This is a genomic window from Ochrobactrum sp. XJ1, from assembly GCF_024701725.1.
GTDB classification, from domain to species: domain Bacteria; phylum Pseudomonadota; class Alphaproteobacteria; order Rhizobiales; family Rhizobiaceae; genus Brucella; species Brucella anthropi.
The window spans coordinates 414167-432058 of record NZ_VDGD01000004.1 but is presented as its reverse complement, the minus strand read 5'-3'; the positions used below and the strand labels follow the sequence as shown (position 1 = coordinate 432058).

The window sequence follows — 17892 nt, the reverse complement described above, 5'->3', positions numbered from 1 at the left end:
TGATCTCCATCGAATGTAAGCAATCCGATTGGATCATAACCTACTGTAATCGCTCAACCCTTTTTGGAACAGGCTCTTAGAGCTGGTCCTGCTTCATGTAATAATTAAGTATTTATTAAAGTAATTTATAATTTAGATCACTGTAATATTTAACCGGTGGAGATGTATGCATTTCTGATTAGTATATAGAGAAAAATACAGAGATGTGTTACTGATTTGTTGGCGTTTTATTTAAATGCTTCGAATTTCAATAATCATCAATAGTTATATTTTTCGTTGGGAAGTCTGCAATGAAATGGGAACAAATTTATGAATCCATGCAATCTGCTGACGATGCCGGACAGCTCCTTGAATATATAGGCACCTATGCCAGGCAGTGCGGATTTGCACATACGGCGTATGTCATGCGCGTTCCCTTGTTGAACGGCGTGGTCAAATGGCTCAGCTTTGGGTCGTTGCCGCAGGAATGGACCGATCACTATACAGCCCGAAAATATGCGGATGTTGACCCATTGGTTCGCAAGGCACTGAACAGCATAGAGCCATTGGTCTGGTCGTCGAAGCTCTTTGCGGAAGCACCACAGATATGGGCGGATGCACAGCGCTTCGGCCTCAAGGTTGGAATTTCCCAGCCGTGTTGGGCTGCTCAAGGCGTGTTCGGAATGCTGTCTTTCCTGAGAACTGGCCCGGCATTATCTTCCGGTGAGATTTCAATGTTGCGGCGCCAGATGCAGATCGCAGCCAATCTGCTGCATTTGTCCATGTACGAACATCTTGATGTTCCGACGATGAACTGCGTTTCTGAAGTGAACCTGACGATGCGCGAGCGGGAAATCCTGCGCTGGACGAGTGAGGGAAAGACTGCCGAGATCATCGGCACGATCCTCAATATTTCGACGCGCACGGTGAATTTCCATATCAGCAACGTGCTCACAAAGCTTGTTGCGGTGAATAAGGTTCAGGCCGTCGCCAAGGCCCGCACTTTCGGTCTTCTGTAAATATCTTCCAAGTCCCTCGGCGGTTTGATCCGAAGGGCATTTTTCAGCGGCTTTCCGGTTTGCGCTTTTTCTGAAACGGGCTACAAATTCATTATCTTTCCCGGAGGATCAATGAATGACTGCTCAGCCAAACTCTCTTGAAGCTCGCGATATCCGTTATCATCTCCATTCTTATACCGATGCTGTCCGCCTCGAAGCGGAAGGTCCGCTCGTCATCGAGCGTGGCGATGGCATTTACGTCGAAGATGTATCGGGCAAGCGCTATATCGAAGCGATGTCAGGACTGTGGAGTGTTGGCGTGGGCTTTTCCGAACCGCGTCTGGCCGAAGCAGCTGCACGACAGATGAAGAAGCTGCCTTTCTACCATACATTCTCCTACCGTTCGCATGGTCCTGTCATTGATCTGGCTGAAAAGCTTGTCTCAATGGCTCCTGTTCCGATGAGCAAGGCCTACTTCACCAATTCAGGTTCCGAAGCCAACGATACGGTCGTCAAGCTGATCTGGTATCGCTCCAATGCGCTGGGTGAACCGGAGCGCAAGAAAATCATCTCACGCAAGCGCGGCTATCACGGTGTGACGATTGCCTCTGCCAGCCTGACCGGCTTGCCCAACAATCACCGTTCTTTCGATCTGCCGATCGATCGTATCCTGCATACGGGCTGCCCGCATTATTATCGCGAAGGACAGGCTGGCGAGACTGAAGAGCAGTTTGCAACGCGGCTCGCGGATGAGCTGGAACAGTTGATCATCGCTGAAGGGCCACACACCATTGCCGCTTTTATCGGAGAGCCGGTCATGGGTGCCGGTGGCGTCGTGGTGCCGCCCAAAACCTATTGGGAAAAAGTGCAGGCTGTTCTCAAGCGCTACGATATTCTGCTGATCGCTGACGAAGTTATTTGCGGCTTTGGACGGACAGGCAATCTGTTCGGCAGCCAGACTTTCGATATGAAACCGGACATTCTGGTGATGTCGAAGCAGCTTTCGTCATCCTATCTGCCGATTTCGGCCTTCCTCATCAACGAGCGTGTGTACGCGCCAATTGCCGAAGAAAGCCACAAGATCGGCACGCTTGGCACGGGCTTCACGGCATCCGGTCATCCGGTGGCGGCAGCGGTAGCGCTGGAAAACCTCGCCATTATTGAAGAGCGTGATCTGGTCGCCAATGCGCGCGACCGCGGCACCTATATGCAGAAGCGCCTGCGTGAGTTGCAGGATCATCCTCTGGTCGGCGAAGTGCGTGGCGTTGGTCTCATAGCCGGTGTCGAGCTTGTCACCGACAAGCAGGCCAAGACGGGCCTTGAACCAACCGGCGCTCTGGGCGCAAAGGCAAACGCCGTTCTTCAGGAGCGCGGCGTCATTTCCCGCGCAATGGGCGATACGCTTGCCTTCTGTCCGCCGCTCATCATCAACGATCAGCAGGTTGATACGATGGTGTCCGCGCTCGAGGCGACGCTGAACGATGTTCAGGCAAGCCTCACCAGGTAATAATTTGCTCTGGAGTTGTCCGAATAACGGGCAGCTCCAGAGCAAAACCCCGTTAAATATCACAAAAATTGTATGATTTTCCGTGACTTGGCCAAAAAGCGGCTTTTCCCGGCGCGCGCAAGTTTGTTCCGGCCCCGCGTGCAAATACGGTAAGTTTTTCGCGCAAGCGAGTTGCAATACGCGATAGGTTTCTTTCACTTTTCCGCATCATTTCACGACAATGCGCGCACCGTGGCTTTTGCCACACCTGCGCCGGATGAAGGCATTCGCCATCCCTCCCGCCAGTATCGAGTCCCCATCCGGTTGCCGGGAGTAAGTAGTCGTGCATCATGCATCCCTGACCAAGAACCTGACGCATCTTCAGCGCCTTGAGGCGGAAGCTATCCATATTTTTCGCGAGGTTGCGGCAAGTTTTTCCAACCCGGTAATGCTTTATTCGGTCGGCAAGGATTCGTCGGTGATGCTGCATCTGGCGATGAAGGCATTCTATCCCGCTCCGCCGCCTTTTCCCTTTCTGCATGTTGATACGACATGGAAGTTTCGGGAGATGATTGAGTTTCGCGATGCCCAGGCGCGTGAAAAGGGTTTTGAGCTGCTCGTGCATATCAATGAGGATGGCGTGCGCGAGGGGGTTGGCCCCTTTAGCCATGGATCGAATGTCCACACTCATGTGATGAAGACGGTCGCTTTGCGGCAAGCGCTCGACAAGTACAAGTTCGATGCTGCTTTTGGTGGCGCCCGTCGCGACGAGGAGAAATCGCGCGCCAAGGAGCGCATCTTTTCCTTCCGTAACGCGCAGCATGGTTGGGACCCCAAGAACCAGCGTCCGGAAATGTGGAAGATCTACAATACGCGGGTTTCCGCAGGGGAATCGATCCGCGTCTTTCCGCTGTCGAACTGGACTGAACTCGATATCTGGCAATATATCCTGCAAGAGAATATCCCCATCGTCCCGCTTTATTTTGCAGCGCATCGTCCGGTGGTCGAACGCGACGACATGCTGATCATGCTCGACGACGACCGCATGAAGTTGCGTCCGGGCGAAACGGTGGAAAACCGGCTGGTGCGGTTCCGCACGCTTGGCTGCTATCCGTTGACCGGCGCTATTGAATCCAGTGCGGCTGACCTCTCCGATATTGTCGAAGAAATGCTGATTGCCCGTACATCCGAGCGGCAGGGCCGCGCCATCGATCGTGACGAAGCCGGATCGATGGAAAAAAAGAAGCGCGAGGGCTATTTCTGATGAATGCGATAATCAAGCCTGTTGCGACCAATGCTGCAGTCAGCGACTTCCTGGCCGATCAGGAGCGCAAGACACTCTTGCGCTTCCTTACTTGCGGATCGGTGGATGACGGCAAGTCAACGCTCATCGGACGCCTGCTCTATGACACGAAACTGATCTTCGAGGACCAGCTCGCATCGTTGAAGAACGACAGCCGCAAGTTCGGTACCACGGATGACGATTTTGATTTTGCATTGCTGGTTGACGGTCTGGAGGCCGAGAGGGAGCAGGGCATCACCATCGATGTCGCCTATCGGTTCTTTTCGACGCCACGTCGTAAATTCATTGTCGCTGATACACCCGGCCATGCGCAATATACGCGCAACATGGCGACTGGTGCCTCTACAGCCGATCTTGCTATCGTGCTCATCGATGCCCGTCAGGGTGTACTGACGCAGACACGACGCCATTCCTTCATTGCCGCGGCACTTGGTATTCGTCACATCGTTCTGGCCGTGAACAAGATTGATCTGGTTGATTTTTCGCAAGAGGCTTTCGAGGGCATCGTTGCCGATTATATGAGTTTCGCCAATGAATTAGGCTTTGCCAGCATCCAGCCGATCCCGCTTTCGGCGCGTTTCGGCGACAATGTCACCCTGCCGTCGCCACGCATGGACTGGTATGAAGGGCCGCATCTGCTCGAACATCTGGAGACCGTGCGCATCGACACGGAGGCAGCGGCCAAGCCGTTTCGTTTTCCGGTGCAATATGTGAACCGGCCGAATCTCGATTTTCGCGGCTTCTCCGGCACTGTGGCATCCGGTTCGATCAGTGCCGGTGATGCCGTGGTGGTTGCCAAATCAGGCAAAACCTCCCGCGTAAAACGCATCACCACCTATGACGGTGACCTGCCACGTGCTTCCGAAGGACAGGCTGTCACACTGGTGCTGGAGGACGAGATCGAGGTTTCGCGCGGCAATATGCTGGTCGGGACGGAGGCCCGGCCCGAAGTTGCTGATCGGTTTTCAGCCAATATAGTCTGGTTCGGCGAGGAGGCATTGCATCCCGGCCGTTCCTATATCCTGCGTACTGAGACTGATCAGACACCGGTAACGATCAATGAGATCGTATACAGAACCGATGTCGATAGCTTCACCCGTCAGGAAGCACCCCGCCTTGACCTCAACGAGATTGGACTTTGCCATCTCCAGACGGTGGATCAGATTGCGTTCGATCCTTACGCGGATAATCGCGTAACGGGCGCGTTCGTCTTGATCGACCGGCTTACCAACGCGACTGTGGGTGCTGGAATGATCGATAGCGCGCTTCGTCAGGCGACGAATGTGCATCTGCAGTCCTTCGACCTCGACAAACAGACACGCGCAGCGCAGAAATTCCAGAAACCGGCTGTGCTCTGGTTTACGGGTCTGTCCGGCTCCGGCAAATCCACCATTGCAAATCGGCTGGAACAGCGGCTCCACGCGCTTGGCAAGCACACCTACCTGCTGGACGGTGATAATGTCCGTCATGGCCTCAACAGCGATCTGGGCTTCTCCGATGAGGATAGGGCGGAGAACATCCGCCGTGTCGGCGAAGTCGCCCGGTTGATGACCGATGCGGGGCTGGTTGTGCTGGTCTCCTTCATCTCGCCATTTCAAGCTGAGCGTGATCGGATTCGCGCTCGCCTGCCTGAAGGCGAGTTTGTCGAGATTTTCGTGGATACACCGATAGAGGAATGCATCGCGCGTGACCCGAAGGGGCTCTATGCGCAGGCTTTGCGTGGCGAGATCAAGGCTTTCACCGGGATCGATTCTCCCTATGAGGCGCCAATATCACCGGAACTACGCCTGAGCACGACGGGTCGTGACGTTGACGAACTCGTCGCAGAAGTAGAAAAGTATCTTGCCGAACGTGGTATCATCGGCAGTTATGGCAGCGATTCCTGGTCAATCTGAGCAATGAAGATTTCAGCCTCCCCGAAAGCCGATCCGAACGACGAAGCAATGCTGGCCGTCCTGCAGGAAGCTGCACTCGAGGCGGGGCGCGTTATCATGAAGCACTATGCCAATGGTTGCGCGGTTCAGAGTAAGAAAGATTCTTCCCCGGTCACGGAAGCAGATCGTGACGCGGAAGCCATCATTCTTGCTGCACTCGCTTCCGTTGTTCCGGATATTCCGGTTGTGGCTGAAGAAGAAGTGGCAGCGGGACGTTTGCCTTCACATTTGGGGCGGCGATTTTTATTGGTCGACCCTCTCGACGGCACCCGTGAGTTTCTGTTGCGAAACGGCGATTTCACGGTGAATATCGGCCTGATCGAGGACGGCGCTCCGGTTCTCGGCATCGTTTATGCACCAGTTCGCAATCGCTTGTTTATTGGAAACAGCAATGGTGCTGAAGAAATAACGACGACCAAAGATCATGCAATCGGAACAAGGCGTGGGATAGCGGTGCGCGTCCATGGGCCAGAGCGGGTGGCCGTCTGCAGCCGGTCACACAAGAACCCGGAAACGGAAAAGTTCCTGAACGACAACAGGATCAACAGCTGTGTTTCCATCGGTTCGTCGCTGAAATTCTGCCTGATTGCCAGTGGAGAGGCCGATATTTATCCACGTTTCGGCCCGACGATGGAATGGGATACGGCGGCGGGCGATGCCGTGTTACGCGCCGCTGGTGGCCTCACCACGACTTTCGAGGGAACGCCGCTCTCTTATGGTCAACGCGCCAATGAAGGTGTTGCGGGTTTTGCAAACCCCAATTTCGTGGCTTTTGGCGGTGGTACGAAGCCTGTTTTTGCTATGCTTTAATAGATTTTGGAAGCAAATGGATAGCGCCGTCCTGCTCTCATATACAACTCGTCTGAAGCCATTTCCAACTTTTGGGGTTAGGCATTAAAAAAACGACAGGATGCTCTTGCAGCTTGAAATTGGGGGCGTTATAAGCCGCCTCAATGGTCAAGACCACGTGGTCACGGAGTGTAGCGCAGCCTGGTAGCGCACCTCGTTCGGGACGAGGGGGTCGGAGGTTCGAATCCTCTCACTCCGACCATAGAAAAATCAAATGCTTAGATCATATTCCCCGATATTGAAACGCCTATCACCCCACAGATTTCCCCACAGATTGGCAGTCTTTACGCTGCTCATGCTAGCTGCAGCGCCTGGCGCTATCCATGGAGCACAGGCTGGGGAATGCCTGGCAGTTGGCCACGACATCTGTGTGATTGATGGCGACACAATCACGGTCCGATCCGAAAGAATCCGGATAGCCAACATCGATGCGCCGGAGATCGGGCATCCGAAATGTGATGCTGAAAGGCGGCTGGGGCTGGTGGCGCGTAAACGATTGGCTGAGTTACTCGGTAGCGGGCAGGTGGATGTTGAGAAGGGCGATCCGGAATCAGGCCGCATCAAAGACCGCTATGGACGCACATTGGCGTTGGTATACGTCGATGGGAAAGATGTGGGCGAAACCCTCATTGAAGAGCTTCTAGCTCGTCCTTGGCAGGGGAAGCGCCGCAACTGGTGTGATTAACGAGTGAGAAAAGGCAGGCGCTTACGCGCCTGCCTCGATTTCATGTCTTGCGGCCTGTGCGATAAAGGCCGATCTGGTCAAGCCTCTACGTTTTGCACATTCATCAACCGCTTTTAAGACGCCTCTCTCAATAGAGATATTTGCTCTCACAACGGCACTGTCATCCTCGATAAAAGGAATAGACACTAGAAATGCCCCTTCGGACAATTCAGCACGAACGTCCTCGCGCGCCATTATGTCTGCATGTGTGGATGCTATTGGTAATTCAGTATCCTCTGCATAAAGACCCAACGCTTCGATAGCGTTCGGCACGATGTCATTAACCTCATCAGCCGCAGAGAATGCACCCGGAATATCTGGGAACTGAATGCCAAAAGAGCTATCGGCATCTTTATGCACCAATGCGAAGTAGTGTTTCATTAGCTTCCTTTAGAGTAATTAAGAGTGGATGTTTCCATTCGTCAGCAAGAAAATTCTATTGCGGGGGAGGGGCTGGCTACAGCCAGCCCGCCTCTTTGGCAATTTTGCGAGCGGTTCCTATCGGGAGGTCCGCCTTCGGATGAGGAACGATGATAGTTACTGTTCCCTTGCGATATTTGTGGTGTGAGCCTCGGGCTGAAACAAACACAAATCCGTCATCTTTCAGTCGCTTAATTATTTTCTTGCTGTCTTGTAGCATCGCGTCTCCTATATTCGTTACGGTGTGTATATATCTACACACTAAAGGAGAGCATGTCAACATCGATTGCGCAAAATGTTGCGCATTCATGGTAGGTTTGGTACTGTCGGCTCCTTCCTGTCCAAGATAATGACTTCGGAAACCGGCTTTCCTTCACCACCGGGTGGCATGTTGCATCAGTCCAAAATTGGGCGCATGTAACGTGGCCTCAATTTTGGGGGGATGTTCAATATCTCACGGAACGACTCCCCAAAATTGGATAGTCGTAACGATTGCTCAATTTTTATGTGGGTGCCACCAAGGGCCGTCACAGTATGACTATCCATCGTCATCTAATCGAGCGAAGGTGTTATAGGGTCTCTCCAAAATTGGATAGACCTAGCGAAGGTTCACTTTTGATAAGGTTGCCAATACCCTTCATCACATGCCCGTGTGGCTCACCAAAAAACGCAGCCACATCGCGACTAGAGCGTTTCCGTTTTTCTCTGAATCGAATGCGCTTCCCAAATCAGTTTTGTTCTGATTCACTGATGCTGGCTGGATGGAGGCCAGCGTTGGATGACCGCACCGATATCGAATGATCTTCGAGAGCGCGTTATTGCCGCCGTGCTGAGTGGCGAAAGCGTTCGTTCAGTGGCGACGCGGTTTGAAATTGCCGCATCTTCAGTCGTAAAATGGTCCCAGCGCCATCGTGCGACCGGATCGGTTCATCCCGGCAAGATGGGCGGCCACCGCAAGCGGATACTCGAACCGCATCGTGATATCATTGTGCAACGGCTCGCCGAGAACCCACACCTGACACTCCATGGCCTGAAGGCGGCGTTGACCGAGCGGGGTATTTCCGTCTCGCACAATACGATCTGGGAATTCATTCGCAGTGAAGGGCTGCGCTTCAAAAAAAACACTATTCGCCCTTGAGCAAGCTCGTGCCGACGTCGCTCGCAAAAGACAGCGCTGGAAGACCCTGCAAAATCACCTTGATCCCGAACGGCTGGTCTTCATTGATGAGACCTGGATCAAGACCAACATGTCGCCGATCAGAGGCTGGGGTCCAAAAGGCAAGCGACTGCGGGCATTTGCACCGCATGGCCACTGGCGCACGCTGACATTCCTGGGCGCTTTGAGAAACGATCAGCTTACAGCACCCTGTGTCTTCGACGGACCGATGAACGGCCAGTGTTTCCGCGCCTATGTCGAGCAGCAGTTGGTCCCGGTGCTCAAGCCAGGCGACATTGTCGTAATGGACAATCTCGGCAGCCATAAGTCGGCAACCATCCGTCAATTGATCAAAGCCGCCGGTGCGCGCCTCTGGTTCCTGCCACCCTATTCGCCGGACCTCAATCCGATCGAACAAGCCTTTTCCAAGATCAAGCATTGGATGAGAAATGCACAAAAGCGCACCATCGAAGACACATGGCGTCATATCGGCAGGCTGGTCGAAACCATCCAGCCCGCCGAATGCCAAAACTATTTGGAAAACGCCGGATATGGTTCCGTTAAAAGGTGAAACGCTCTAAAGGCAGGCGCTGTCGAATGATGACGACAAAAAGGGTGTCGTTAACACCGACACCCTTTGGGTTTCCGCGACCAGCATTAACATCGGTAATACCGATGTTAATATTACCATCCGTATTGCGGATGCTATTCTTTTCGTGCTCAGTGCGCGTACCTGATTGTCGCGAGATAGCGGGCTGGCAGATGGACAGCGCGCAGCGTGTTTCTGCCGAAGCCGGTTAGTTTTGCGCTTGCGCGATCAAGCGACAGGAGCGGACTGAACCAGTCATCGCACCATGCTGTTTCTGCAAAAATGCGTGACAATTCTGGGTGGCTTTCAGCGATGGCAAATTTCGCGCCCCGTTTGTCGGGAATCGCTTTGATTCCTAGCCGCTCGATAAATCCGCGTGCGGCCTCATCGCCCATCGCCATCTGGATGACAGCACCGATAGAAGCGCGGTTATCAGCCCGGAACCGCAGAAGATGAGCAAGACAGTCCACACCGTCATCTTCCGGATCGATCCCAGATGGTGCCATCACCATGGCTGAGTCTTTGGCAATCTGCGGCAAAGGGCTTTTTTCCCAGTATTGTCGCGCGGCAGAACGGCCATAAATGCGACGAATTTCAGCCGCCGCCTTAACATGCGCATTAATAAGTTCAATTTCTTCCATGCGCGGGGCGATTGGCATTTCATCTGCCGCCTTCAACGCTGTCTCCATGGCGTTGAAGGCGGCAATAAATCTCAGTTTGAATTGAAGTGCCTTGGCACCAGAAAAACCCATGGCGAGCAGAGTGAAGCCGTCGCGCGTCATGTCGAACGCACGAACTTTCTTGCGGGCTTGCTTGTGGTAGTCGTACCGTTCAAAGAATAGGTTCCCCAGATTTGGGGAGCCTCCAGATCTCACAATACTGTCGATATCGCGAAGGACATGGTCATGCCGCTTTTCAAAGGTCGCCGCTACGTCACGGCTACTGGCCAGAACCAAACCTTCACGGGCGAAAACAACGGGCAGATTGTTCGTTTCGGTCTGCATATCAAGCTCCCAAAGCTTTCCGCTCCACCTGCGCCCGAATTTCGAGACGGCGCCGGGTTTCGAAGGGTAACTTGATAATATCGTTGCCGAACGCCTTGGCGCTGGACGCAACTTGTGCTTTTAGCGCAGCGCCCGCTAAGGTTTGCGCTGGTACGATGGCGATCACCTCGGCGAGACTTACGGCGTCCTGATATCGCTGATATGTTCCCTCAGCATCGGTTATGCGAGCCCATGTTTCAGAGAACATGCTCTCAAGATGTTCAAGGAAATATTCTGCCGATGGAGTATCATGGGCAGATGTCATGGTGGGCATTCCAACTGAAAGGATCGCGCCAGCGCCGACAAACCTTTGCAGGGCGCCCCGGCGGGTGATATTGAAGTCTATAGCCATGATCGATCCTCGCTTGATCGGTTGAGGTTAGACCGCGTTTGAGGTGCCAGCCTCTTGCGCGGTCGCATATTTTATGTCACCATTTATTCATGACGTCAATAATTAATGTGCCCAAAAAATCAAGAGGCCGTCCCTCGGTTGATAGCGAAAGGATCGTAGTCCGCGCACAACGTGCGGAACTCGACGCCTTAGATACATTTGCTTCAGATATCGAGGCTAACTCCGACGCTCCTTTAGGTCGCCCAGAAGCGATTCGACGGATTATTTCTGAATGGCTCCGCGACAAAGGTTACCTGCCGAAATAATGCCGTAGTGGATAGCGGCCAATTTTGACTCGACTCCTTTTTCGCTCTTTGCATCATGGATGCGGGGAAAGGGGGCTCACATGAAAGCCGAATCGCTTACGAACTTGGTCAAGGATGCCGGGATTTCTTTAAATGCCGCATCGCTATTGGCTGCGCTTGTGCGGACAGAACTGGCAGAAACAGTTGAATATCCGTCTACGACCGGATCTGGCGAGGTTAAATCATTCGTGCGACTCACCGAAACCGGATTGAGTTATGGGCTAAATAAGCCCACGATGCATGAGTTTAAAACAGACCCGCGTTTCTTTGCCGAAACCTTCCCCGAATTACTACATGTTGTCCATCTACAAATCGGACGCGAGATTAATTCCCTCTAAATCGGAGGGGTAAACCGACAAGTAATGTCTAGGTAGGGTAAGAAATGAAGATTTGGATTATTTTAGCGGGCGTCTTGTTAGCGTCGATAGTTCCATCTCTTGCACAAGAATATCGTTTGAAATCATTCGGTGGCGCGACAAATGTTATCGTTTGGCGATCAAGTGACGCTCAATCAGAAGGCATGAAGCTAATTGAAGCGGGCGTACACAAAACAAACCCAGAATTGGTAGCCCGCTTGGTAGCGTGTTTTGAAAAACCGGGCACGAAAGTGATCGTAACGGACATGGGATTTTTGACACACGACATCATGGTCGTTGAAGGCAAGAATGCTGGATGCAAAGGTAACATTCCTGCGGAAGAGCTCGCCCACTGATCAAAGACAGGTAGGAAGTCGGTCCCGGCATAATGATGCAGCCTTGATATTCCAGGCTGGCTAACTTGGTGAGAATTATCACGAGCAATCATTCAATGTGCGAGGATCGGGAAAAGCTATCGGGCAGATTATCGATGGTTGTGGCTTGAAGTCTGACTAAATCACTCCGGACGTAGGCGCCACTTATCGCTTCAAACCATGCAAGGGCAATGATTTTCGCCTGCATTGGCGATAGTTCGATACGGTTTCCTTCCCGCTCAATGAAGATGCTCGATCCTTCTCGAACGGGTTGGAGTTCTCGAATGGTGGCGAATTCAGCCGGTGATGAGCGCAAGGATTTTCTTCCAGAAAGAGGCGAGAATGGCGCCGAAGGTAGCTGCGAAGAAGCTGACAAGCATTATCGCTCCCACCCCGCGCTCTCGCCATCGATTAAAATCAGCGACTGGCTCCTCTACCTTTTCAAGTCTGGAGTCGACACTTTCATAGTTCCTCTGAAGGGCTTCTAGGAGCCGTTCAGTTTTCTCCTGCCGCTCGTACTGTTGCTTGCGGTCCTGCCGCGCTTTTTCCTGATCCGAGATAATCAGATCAAGTTTCCCCTCAATGCGCCCTATTGCCCGCTCCTGTCCAGCTTCTGTCATGCTTTCCACCCGCACAGCTTCGCGCCTTTCTCATTATGTGAAAGCATCGCTGATACCTCCCGATCAGTCATAGACGCTAAAGCTTCGGGCGAAGGTCTCATAGGATTCGCGACCAAGCAGAATGAGCCTTGCGGAATGGCGCATGCCGAGAGCACACAAAGAACAGCGAGAGCGGCTATCTTGACCATTTTGACAGCCTTTCGCGGTTCGCCTGAGGCTCACGGCCAGCCACAGCCGCGTCAATTTCGTCGGCAACGGATCGCGCGGCAGAGTTTTCATCTTTCTGCCGCGTCTTTTCAGCGCCCTTACCGTCTGCGCGGCCCTTCAGGTACAGACCGAGCGCCCCGGCGATGGCTAGACCAATATAGGCCACCCACCCATTCGAAGCGGCGATAAGTCCAATGACTGCCTCAAGCATGGTCGGTTTCTCCTACCTTGTATCGCAGAAGGCGAGCCTTCTTGTTGATCCGGTGGCGGTCGTACAGCCACCAGAGAAACACGATACCGTTCACGATAACGCCAATCAGCGCATCAGCTGCGCCGTCATCCAGCCAGCCGCGAGCGATCAGGAAACCGCCGACCACCTGAAGGATTTGCCGAATGATCGGGATAAGAAGGGCAATATCCATCACTTGCCCTTTCCGAAGATCGCGAGAATTGCCCGGAATAGATCGGCCCAGAAACCGGTAGAGAATTCCGTGGACGGATTTCCGACTTCGGGTTTCGCATCGGATACCGGAGTGAGGAATTGCTTTCGCTCTGCCTCGCGGCGGATTGTCAGCCCCTTGAGCGCCTGCTTTTTGCCGTTGATAGTGATCTTGTTCCAGACAAGGAACTGATCGGCTGCGGCCTGCCTGTCACCTGCATTGAGGCGCTTCAGAAAGGTCGAGCTTTTGAAAGCGCCAGCGCCGACATTGAAGGCGAAGCTTACCAGAGCATCGAACTCATTCTGGTTGAGTGGAACCTTCACTGCCGACGACACTGCCGCTTCGAAGGTCGCAAGGTCACGCGACAGGATTTCCGAGGCTTCCGCCGCCGTAATCTTCATGCCAGGCGTGACTTTTGGTGCGCCTGCCGCTGATGTGTGGCCAACGCCAATAGTCCAAATCCCGGCGCTATCCTTGTAGGCTGTCAATTCAACGCCTTCGCGCTGCTCAATGAGCTTTCGCCCTGCTGTACTGGTTTTCATGGATTTCCCTTTCAGGCATAAAAAAAGCCGCCCCGAAGGCGGCTGTAGTTGAGACGAAGGATTCTAATCGTCGAGCGGATCGTCACTCATTCCCTTGAACGCATTATCAGAGCCGCCGGCAGCGCTGGCCTTGCCTTTTTTCTTTCGCTTGTCCTTGCCTGCCCCCCCACCGGGCTGTTTGATTTCCAGTGAAGTTAAACTGCCACCGCTTCTGTCCGCCTTATGGCGAACAGAAGAAATTCGGTACTGACCATCCACACCTTCGCGTGCACCGGAAAGTATGAATGTCCCTTCTGCTTGGGCCTCGACTGTCAGGTCCATTTGCACCGAGCCTTCACCGCCTTCGCGTTCGGCCTCGCGTTTCCGAGCATCGCCCACGGCTTTTGCCTGGTCTCTGTCAGCAACCGTTGAACGCACAACATTGGTGGAATCTGGCAGTTCTCTATCCAGATCGAATTCAACGTCTTCGGTTTTGAAGTCAGCGGACTTTCTATCGAAATAGCGAACTTTGGCCTTGGTAAAGGTCCGACGCCCCTTGATGGGGCTTATATCCCATGAGATTACATTCTCTCCGACCACTCCCCGGATCGTCGGCATCTGCGCACCGGTCGCAGCCTTTCCGTCGCCGCGTTTGGCGAGAACAGACTGAGTATCCCGCATCTTGAATGTGCCACCCAACTCGCGGGCCAGCCGCTCACCAAGGTGAAGGTAGCTCTCGCCATCAGCAGACCAATAGTCCCGCTGAATATTAGCAAAATCAGGGTCAAGCTTGGGCGGTGTCAGACCGGCCCGCTTTGCTGCGTCATCGAGAAATTCCTGAAGAGTGGCATCATCCTTATGAAACGACAGCGGCTGCTTGACCTTGCCCCGGCTGTCGAAGCCCTTACCTGTGACGCGGAGTGTCCGGCCACCGCCCCGCGTGCCTGCCGAACGAATGTCATCCAGTGTCCCCTTGAACTTCGAAACGCCATTCAAGAAGATTTCAATTGAGCAACCGTCTGGCGGCAGCTCAAGTTGCCCACTCTGGTCATCGAAGGTGAGCGAGCAAGTGTCAGATGCGCTTCCATCCTTATCGACAATCTCAATGTCGATGAGATAGGGCCTCATGGCCGTGGTCATGTCGTTGCCGTTGACAATGACCTTCCACGATACATTCCAGTTATCAACCATGGATTCTTATCCAAACAATGAGACGACTTCGCGCGTCTGGCCAATTTCTTCTGACGGCAGATCAGGCAGATTGACGGTCTGCCCCATCGGAATAACGACGCCGAGTGAAGCCAGGTCTCTGTTGAGGGACAGCGCTTCCTCCACGAGCTTACGCCCACGTACCCCATAGGCGCGCCACAAGAGCAGATCGAGGGTGATACCCTCCCCTTTAACGGTAACCGTGCGCATCAATGACTCCTAGAAAATGCCAAATAGGGATAGCAATCCGGATATGATCTGTTGCCCAGACCCGGCGTCAGGTTGAACGCGCGTCATAACGATTGTGTGTTTCAGCACGAAGCCGACGCCATTACGTGTCAAATTGGTATGGTTCTCGGTTATTCGGGTGATCGCAAACCACCCGAGCCGTGTGCCGTCGCCGCGCTGGAGAGGAAACCTCGTACCGTTCCGCCTCATTTCGTGTGCAATTTCCAGTTCATTCATACCGCCAATTTTGGTTGGCAGAATCTGTCCGGAAAGTGTGATTTCGTCATCACCTTCCCCGGTAAACTCCTTACCGGGAAAGGCATTGATAAGCGGCTTTGAAGCGATGTCCGCTGACGCTGTACGCTGCATCTCATCGATGCTGAATGGTCGCGTATCGATAGTCAGAGTACCAAGCATATAAAGCATTACGACACCGCATATTCGAGATCAGCATGTGCACCGTCAAAGGCCGCGCGGGCGGCTTGCGAGACCTTCGCGACAGCGAGGTTGGCAATTTCCTCCGGCGTAGCGGGTGATTTTGCATTGATCGTTAGACTGAGGTTCAACTGTGGGGCAGGCGGCGGGTTCATAACCTGTACTTGCTGTACCCCGGATGGTTGGGCCACGACCGTTGGTGTGCCCAGAAGGGATACCTCTTCCGGTTTTCCCACACCTTGTGTCGGGCTGGGTTTAGTTAAGTCCTTCCATATCTGCCAAAGGCTGAATGGAACGGGCTCCGATGGGGCAGGTTGTGGTGGGGGAGGCGCAGTTTCGCGAGGTCCAGTGCCAGTATAGTACTTGTCCTTATGCTCGTTCGTCTTCTGAATGAAGAAATCAGGATCGGCATAACGGGGATCAGACGGACCTTTAGCCTCCAGCCCTTTATAGATGCCGTACGCTGCGGTAGACCAGAGATTGAACTTCGATAGAAGCCCTCCCAAACCGCCTGCGCCAGCAAAAAGCCGCCCCCACAAACCAGCCTGTGTCGAGGCTGCTCCGGTTTTGATGGCGCCAACTTCCGTACCGCCATAAAGGAGGGGAGTGAGTTTGCTGGTAAGCTGTGCGAGCCACCCGCCACCTACCGTCGCCGCACCCTTACCCATTCCACCGGAAGCCGCTGCAGCAGAAGTCACGGTTTCTACGGCTCCAGCCGCCGCGCCCCAGCCTGCGATTGCAGCGCCTGCTTTAATGACAGATCGCAGTATGCCCACTGCAGCGCGTGCGCCTGACAGGAAATAGAGAGCAGAAGCAAGCTTGCGGATAGTGCCCGCCAATATACCGAATCCCACGCTGGCAAGCATGAGATAGCCGCCATATTTGACGATCTCGCCAAAGAACTGAGCGAGCGGATTTCCCTTTATGGCGTCGGTCAGTTCAAGCACAGAAGCGCCGAACTCTTTAAACCGGGCAAATATGCGCCCAAGGGTATCCGCCGCTTTGTCACCATTTGCCGGCCCCAGCACAAGATCGCCGAGATCATTGATCATCTTGCGCAGGCCGCCGTCGTAACCAAGTCCGGACGAAAACCCCTTTATTGCGGTCGAGAGCTTGTCGAGGGGCGTGGCCCGATCACCAAGCGTTTTCAGAAGGTCGAGTAAGCCAGCGGCACCCTCGTTGATGGCTGGCAACATTCGGTCTCCCATCTCAACGCCAATCGCAGCGAGATTGTTGCGCAGAAGTTGCAGGGCATTTGCCGTTGTTTTTGCCCGAGCTTCATATTCCTTAAAAGAAGAGCCGGCATAGTTAGCCTCTTTGGCGACAACGCCCAGAATCCGTTCAACTTCCTCCGTACTTTTTAACAAAGGTGCAAGCGCGCGGGCTTCCGAACCGAATACGGCTTCCATGATGGAAATTTGCTGCCATTCGGGCAACTTCTTGATGCGATTCAGGACACTAAGTGTAGTTTTGACAGCATCCTTCTGCATACCTTTCGCGACTTTGATACCGGAGAGGCCAAGCTTCTGAAATGCAATCCGCTGACGCTTCGTGGCGTTCTCGCCCGTTGTGAGAGCCTTGGTGAGGTTGCGAAAACTGGTTGCAGCGACTTCCGGTTCGAAGCCTGATCCAATCATTGCTGCGCCGAAGGCAAGTGCCTGCTCGGCGGAAAAACCCGCGGTTTCCGCGAATGCGGCAACCCGGTTCGTATATTCAAGCAGATCGGGAGAGTTCGCTGCGGACACGTTGCCGATTTCGTTGATGGCGTCGGCCAGCAGTACCGTTCCCTTTACATCACGGCGAAGTGCAGTTTTCATCTTCGCAAGCGCTTCACCGGTCTGATCGACTGGCGTTTCCCATGCGGTGGCGACTTTTGCGGTCGCTTCTGCGAAGGACTCCAGTTCGTTGTTCGCAATGCCGGACTGACCGGCGGCTGCATAGATCGCAGCGAAACCGGAGGCCGTGATCGGTATCGCTGTTGACAGTCGAAGGATCGACCGACGCATGTTCATGAACTGGCTGTCGGTTGCTTCGACCACCTTTTTGACGTCGGCGAAGGCGGATTCGAACTCGATGGCAGCCCCAGCGGTTCCTCGGATACCTCGATCGAGACTGAGATAGGTCGCCCCAATAGCCGCAATCCTGCCGAGTGTTCCGGTTATCGGTGCGGCCAGCTGGCGTTGGGAAGCCGAGAAATTATCTGCCGCTCCCCGCAAACGGTTCATCGTTCCGAAAAGACCGCGAGCAGGCCCTGTCACCCTGTCGAACAGGCTGATAATGAGTTTGCTTTCAATGACGGACATTCTGAAACGCTTTCATGACGCG

Annotated in this window: 21 protein-coding genes and 1 tRNA gene; 10 read left to right on the top strand and 12 right to left on the bottom strand. The window is 53.7% G+C overall.

Annotated elements, in window-relative coordinates; translation table 11 throughout:
• Positions 1–290: 290 nt before the first annotated feature.
• From FG152_RS09775 to FG152_RS09745, 7 genes are all read left to right on the top strand, one after another.
• Positions 291–998 carry a LuxR family transcriptional regulator gene (locus FG152_RS09775; protein ID WP_010658031.1) on the top strand — a complete coding sequence of 236 codons (708 nt, stop codon included), beginning with the start codon at positions 291–293 and terminating at the stop codon, positions 996–998.
• Positions 999–1113: 115 nt separating this feature from the next.
• Positions 1114–2484 (top strand): aspartate aminotransferase family protein, encoded by a 1371-nt coding sequence (locus FG152_RS09770; RefSeq protein ID WP_029925894.1) that lies wholly within the window; start codon positions 1114–1116, stop codon positions 2482–2484.
• 322 nt (positions 2485–2806) lie between these two features.
• Positions 2807–3727 (top strand): sulfate adenylyltransferase subunit CysD, encoded by a 921-nt coding sequence (gene cysD / locus FG152_RS09765; RefSeq protein ID WP_010658033.1) that lies wholly within the window; start codon positions 2807–2809, stop codon positions 3725–3727.
• The gene (gene cysN / locus FG152_RS09760; protein ID WP_029925892.1) at positions 3727–5661 is read left to right on the top strand and encodes a sulfate adenylyltransferase subunit CysN; all 1935 of its coding nucleotides are present in this window, start codon (positions 3727–3729) and stop codon (positions 5659–5661) included. Before cysD ends, cysN begins: the two co-directional genes overlap by 1 nt.
• Before the next feature lie 3 nt (positions 5662–5664).
• Positions 5665–6510 carry a 3'(2'),5'-bisphosphate nucleotidase CysQ gene (gene cysQ / locus FG152_RS09755; protein WP_010658035.1) on the top strand — a complete coding sequence of 282 codons (846 nt, stop codon included), beginning with the start codon at positions 5665–5667 and terminating at the stop codon, positions 6508–6510.
• A 164-nt stretch (positions 6511–6674) separates the two neighbouring features.
• Positions 6675–6751: transfer RNA gene (locus FG152_RS09750), tRNA-Pro, on the top strand.
• A 168-nt stretch (positions 6752–6919) separates the two neighbouring features.
• Entirely contained in the window at positions 6920–7234 is a 315-nt protein-coding gene (locus FG152_RS09745; RefSeq protein ID WP_304502397.1) for a thermonuclease family protein, read from the top strand.
• 21 nt (positions 7235–7255) lie between these two features.
• Here the strand turns inward: FG152_RS09745 and FG152_RS09740 are convergent, their stop codons facing one another.
• Entirely contained in the window at positions 7256–7654 is a 399-nt protein-coding gene (locus FG152_RS09740; RefSeq protein ID WP_151575261.1) for a type II toxin-antitoxin system HicB family antitoxin, read from the bottom strand.
• A 76-nt stretch (positions 7655–7730) separates the two neighbouring features.
• A complete protein-coding gene (locus FG152_RS09735; protein WP_151555493.1) occupies positions 7731–7913 on the bottom strand; it encodes a type II toxin-antitoxin system HicA family toxin in 183 nt (60 codons plus the stop codon).
• A gap of 558 nt (positions 7914–8471) precedes the next feature.
• On the opposite strand from FG152_RS09735, the gene FG152_RS09730 reads away from it, so the two are divergent.
• Positions 8472–9420 (top strand): IS630 family transposase gene (locus FG152_RS09730; protein ID WP_144405900.1). Its coding sequence is split into 2 segments (ribosomal slippage): positions 8472–8807 and positions 8809–9420, totalling 948 coding nucleotides; the frame shifts between segments, so codons are not numbered across the junction.
• Positions 9421–9569: 149 nt separating this feature from the next.
• Here the strand turns inward: FG152_RS09730 and FG152_RS09725 are convergent.
• A complete protein-coding gene (locus tag FG152_RS09725) occupies positions 9570–10442 on the bottom strand; it encodes a Rha family transcriptional regulator (protein WP_498986229.1) in 873 nt (290 codons plus the stop codon).
• Between the two features lies 1 nt (position 10443).
• Positions 10444–10833, bottom strand: a complete 390-nt coding sequence (locus FG152_RS09720; protein WP_498986226.1) for a hypothetical protein — start codon at positions 10831–10833, stop codon at positions 10444–10446.
• Positions 10834–11218: 385 nt separating this feature from the next.
• Here FG152_RS09720 and FG152_RS09715 point away from each other — a divergent pair, with 385 nt between their 5' ends.
• Together FG152_RS09715 and FG152_RS09710 are read left to right on the top strand one after the other, a co-directional pair.
• A complete protein-coding gene (locus tag FG152_RS09715; protein ID WP_498986222.1) occupies positions 11219–11515 on the top strand; it encodes a hypothetical protein in 297 nt (98 codons plus the stop codon).
• 44 nt (positions 11516–11559) lie between these two features.
• The gene (locus FG152_RS09710; RefSeq protein WP_498986219.1) at positions 11560–11889 is read left to right on the top strand and encodes a hypothetical protein; all 330 of its coding nucleotides are present in this window, start codon (positions 11560–11562) and stop codon (positions 11887–11889) included.
• 314 nt (positions 11890–12203) lie between these two features.
• On the opposite strand, the gene FG152_RS09705 is transcribed toward FG152_RS09710, so the two are convergent.
• The 8 genes from FG152_RS09705 to FG152_RS09670 all read right to left on the bottom strand — a co-directional run bounded on the left by FG152_RS09705 (position 12204) and on the right by FG152_RS09670 (position 17870).
• Complete coding sequence (locus FG152_RS09705) at positions 12204–12536, bottom strand: hypothetical protein (protein WP_498986216.1); 333 nt, start codon at positions 12534–12536, stop codon at positions 12204–12206.
• A 166-nt stretch (positions 12537–12702) separates the two neighbouring features.
• On the bottom strand, positions 12703–12945 hold the full coding sequence (locus FG152_RS09700; protein ID WP_498986213.1) for a hypothetical protein: 243 nt from the start codon (positions 12943–12945) through the stop codon (positions 12703–12705).
• The gene (locus FG152_RS09695) at positions 12938–13156 is read right to left on the bottom strand and encodes a Pam3-gp28 family putative phage holin (protein ID WP_151690307.1); all 219 of its coding nucleotides are present in this window, start codon (positions 13154–13156) and stop codon (positions 12938–12940) included. The genes FG152_RS09700 and FG152_RS09695 overlap by 8 nt, the downstream gene beginning before the upstream one ends.
• Positions 13156–13716, bottom strand: coding sequence for a lysozyme (locus FG152_RS09690; RefSeq protein WP_498986210.1), 561 nt, complete (start codon positions 13714–13716; stop codon positions 13156–13158). The genes FG152_RS09695 and FG152_RS09690 overlap by 1 nt, the downstream gene beginning before the upstream one ends.
• 63 nt (positions 13717–13779) lie before the next feature.
• Entirely contained in the window at positions 13780–14886 is a 1107-nt protein-coding gene (locus FG152_RS09685; RefSeq protein ID WP_498986207.1) for a phage late control D family protein, read from the bottom strand.
• A gap of 6 nt (positions 14887–14892) precedes the next feature.
• Positions 14893–15114, bottom strand: coding sequence for a tail protein X (locus FG152_RS09680; protein WP_498986205.1), 222 nt, complete (start codon positions 15112–15114; stop codon positions 14893–14895).
• A gap of 9 nt (positions 15115–15123) precedes the next feature.
• Entirely contained in the window at positions 15124–15558 is a 435-nt protein-coding gene (locus tag FG152_RS09675) for a phage tail protein (protein WP_151690238.1), read from the bottom strand.
• Positions 15558–17870 carry a phage tail tape measure protein gene (locus tag FG152_RS09670; RefSeq protein ID WP_498986202.1) on the bottom strand — a complete coding sequence of 771 codons (2313 nt, stop codon included), beginning with the start codon at positions 17868–17870 and terminating at the stop codon, positions 15558–15560. The genes FG152_RS09675 and FG152_RS09670 overlap by 1 nt, the downstream gene beginning before the upstream one ends.
• Positions 17871–17892: the final 22 nt, after the last annotated feature.

What these genes read in the sequence shown, in the direction of transcription:
- FG152_RS09775 (WP_010658031.1), top strand. Translation starts at nt 291, where the DNA reads ATGAAATGGGAACAAATTTATGAATCCATGCAATCTGCTGACGATGCC.
- FG152_RS09770 (WP_029925894.1), top strand. Translation starts at nt 1,114, where the DNA reads ATGACTGCTCAGCCAAACTCTCTTGAAGCTCGCGATATCCGTTATCAT.
- cysN (WP_029925892.1), top strand. Translation starts at nt 3,727, where the DNA reads ATGAATGCGATAATCAAGCCTGTTGCGACCAATGCTGCAGTCAGCGAC.
- cysQ (WP_010658035.1), top strand. Translation starts at nt 5,665, where the DNA reads ATGAAGATTTCAGCCTCCCCGAAAGCCGATCCGAACGACGAAGCAATG.
- FG152_RS09740 (WP_151575261.1), bottom strand. Translation starts at nt 7,654, where the DNA reads ATGAAACACTACTTCGCATTGGTGCATAAAGATGCCGATAGCTCTTTT.
- FG152_RS09735 (WP_151555493.1), bottom strand. Translation starts at nt 7,913, where the DNA reads ATGCTACAAGACAGCAAGAAAATAATTAAGCGACTGAAAGATGACGGA.
- FG152_RS09725 (WP_498986229.1), bottom strand. Translation starts at nt 10,442, where the DNA reads ATGCAGACCGAAACGAACAATCTGCCCGTTGTTTTCGCCCGTGAAGGT.
- FG152_RS09720 (WP_498986226.1), bottom strand. Translation starts at nt 10,833, where the DNA reads ATGGCTATAGACTTCAATATCACCCGCCGGGGCGCCCTGCAAAGGTTT.
- FG152_RS09715 (WP_498986222.1), top strand. Translation starts at nt 11,219, where the DNA reads ATGAAAGCCGAATCGCTTACGAACTTGGTCAAGGATGCCGGGATTTCT.
- FG152_RS09710 (WP_498986219.1), top strand. Translation starts at nt 11,560, where the DNA reads ATGAAGATTTGGATTATTTTAGCGGGCGTCTTGTTAGCGTCGATAGTT.
- FG152_RS09700 (WP_498986213.1), bottom strand. Translation starts at nt 12,945, where the DNA reads ATGCTTGAGGCAGTCATTGGACTTATCGCCGCTTCGAATGGGTGGGTG.
- FG152_RS09695 (WP_151690307.1), bottom strand. Translation starts at nt 13,156, where the DNA reads ATGGATATTGCCCTTCTTATCCCGATCATTCGGCAAATCCTTCAGGTG.
- FG152_RS09690 (WP_498986210.1), bottom strand. Translation starts at nt 13,716, where the DNA reads ATGAAAACCAGTACAGCAGGGCGAAAGCTCATTGAGCAGCGCGAAGGC.
- FG152_RS09685 (WP_498986207.1), bottom strand. Translation starts at nt 14,886, where the DNA reads ATGGTTGATAACTGGAATGTATCGTGGAAGGTCATTGTCAACGGCAAC.
- FG152_RS09680 (WP_498986205.1), bottom strand. Translation starts at nt 15,114, where the DNA reads ATGCGCACGGTTACCGTTAAAGGGGAGGGTATCACCCTCGATCTGCTC.
- FG152_RS09675 (WP_151690238.1), bottom strand. Translation starts at nt 15,558, where the DNA reads ATGCTTTATATGCTTGGTACTCTGACTATCGATACGCGACCATTCAGC.
- FG152_RS09670 (WP_498986202.1), bottom strand. Translation starts at nt 17,870, where the DNA reads ATGTCCGTCATTGAAAGCAAACTCATTATCAGCCTGTTCGACAGGGTG.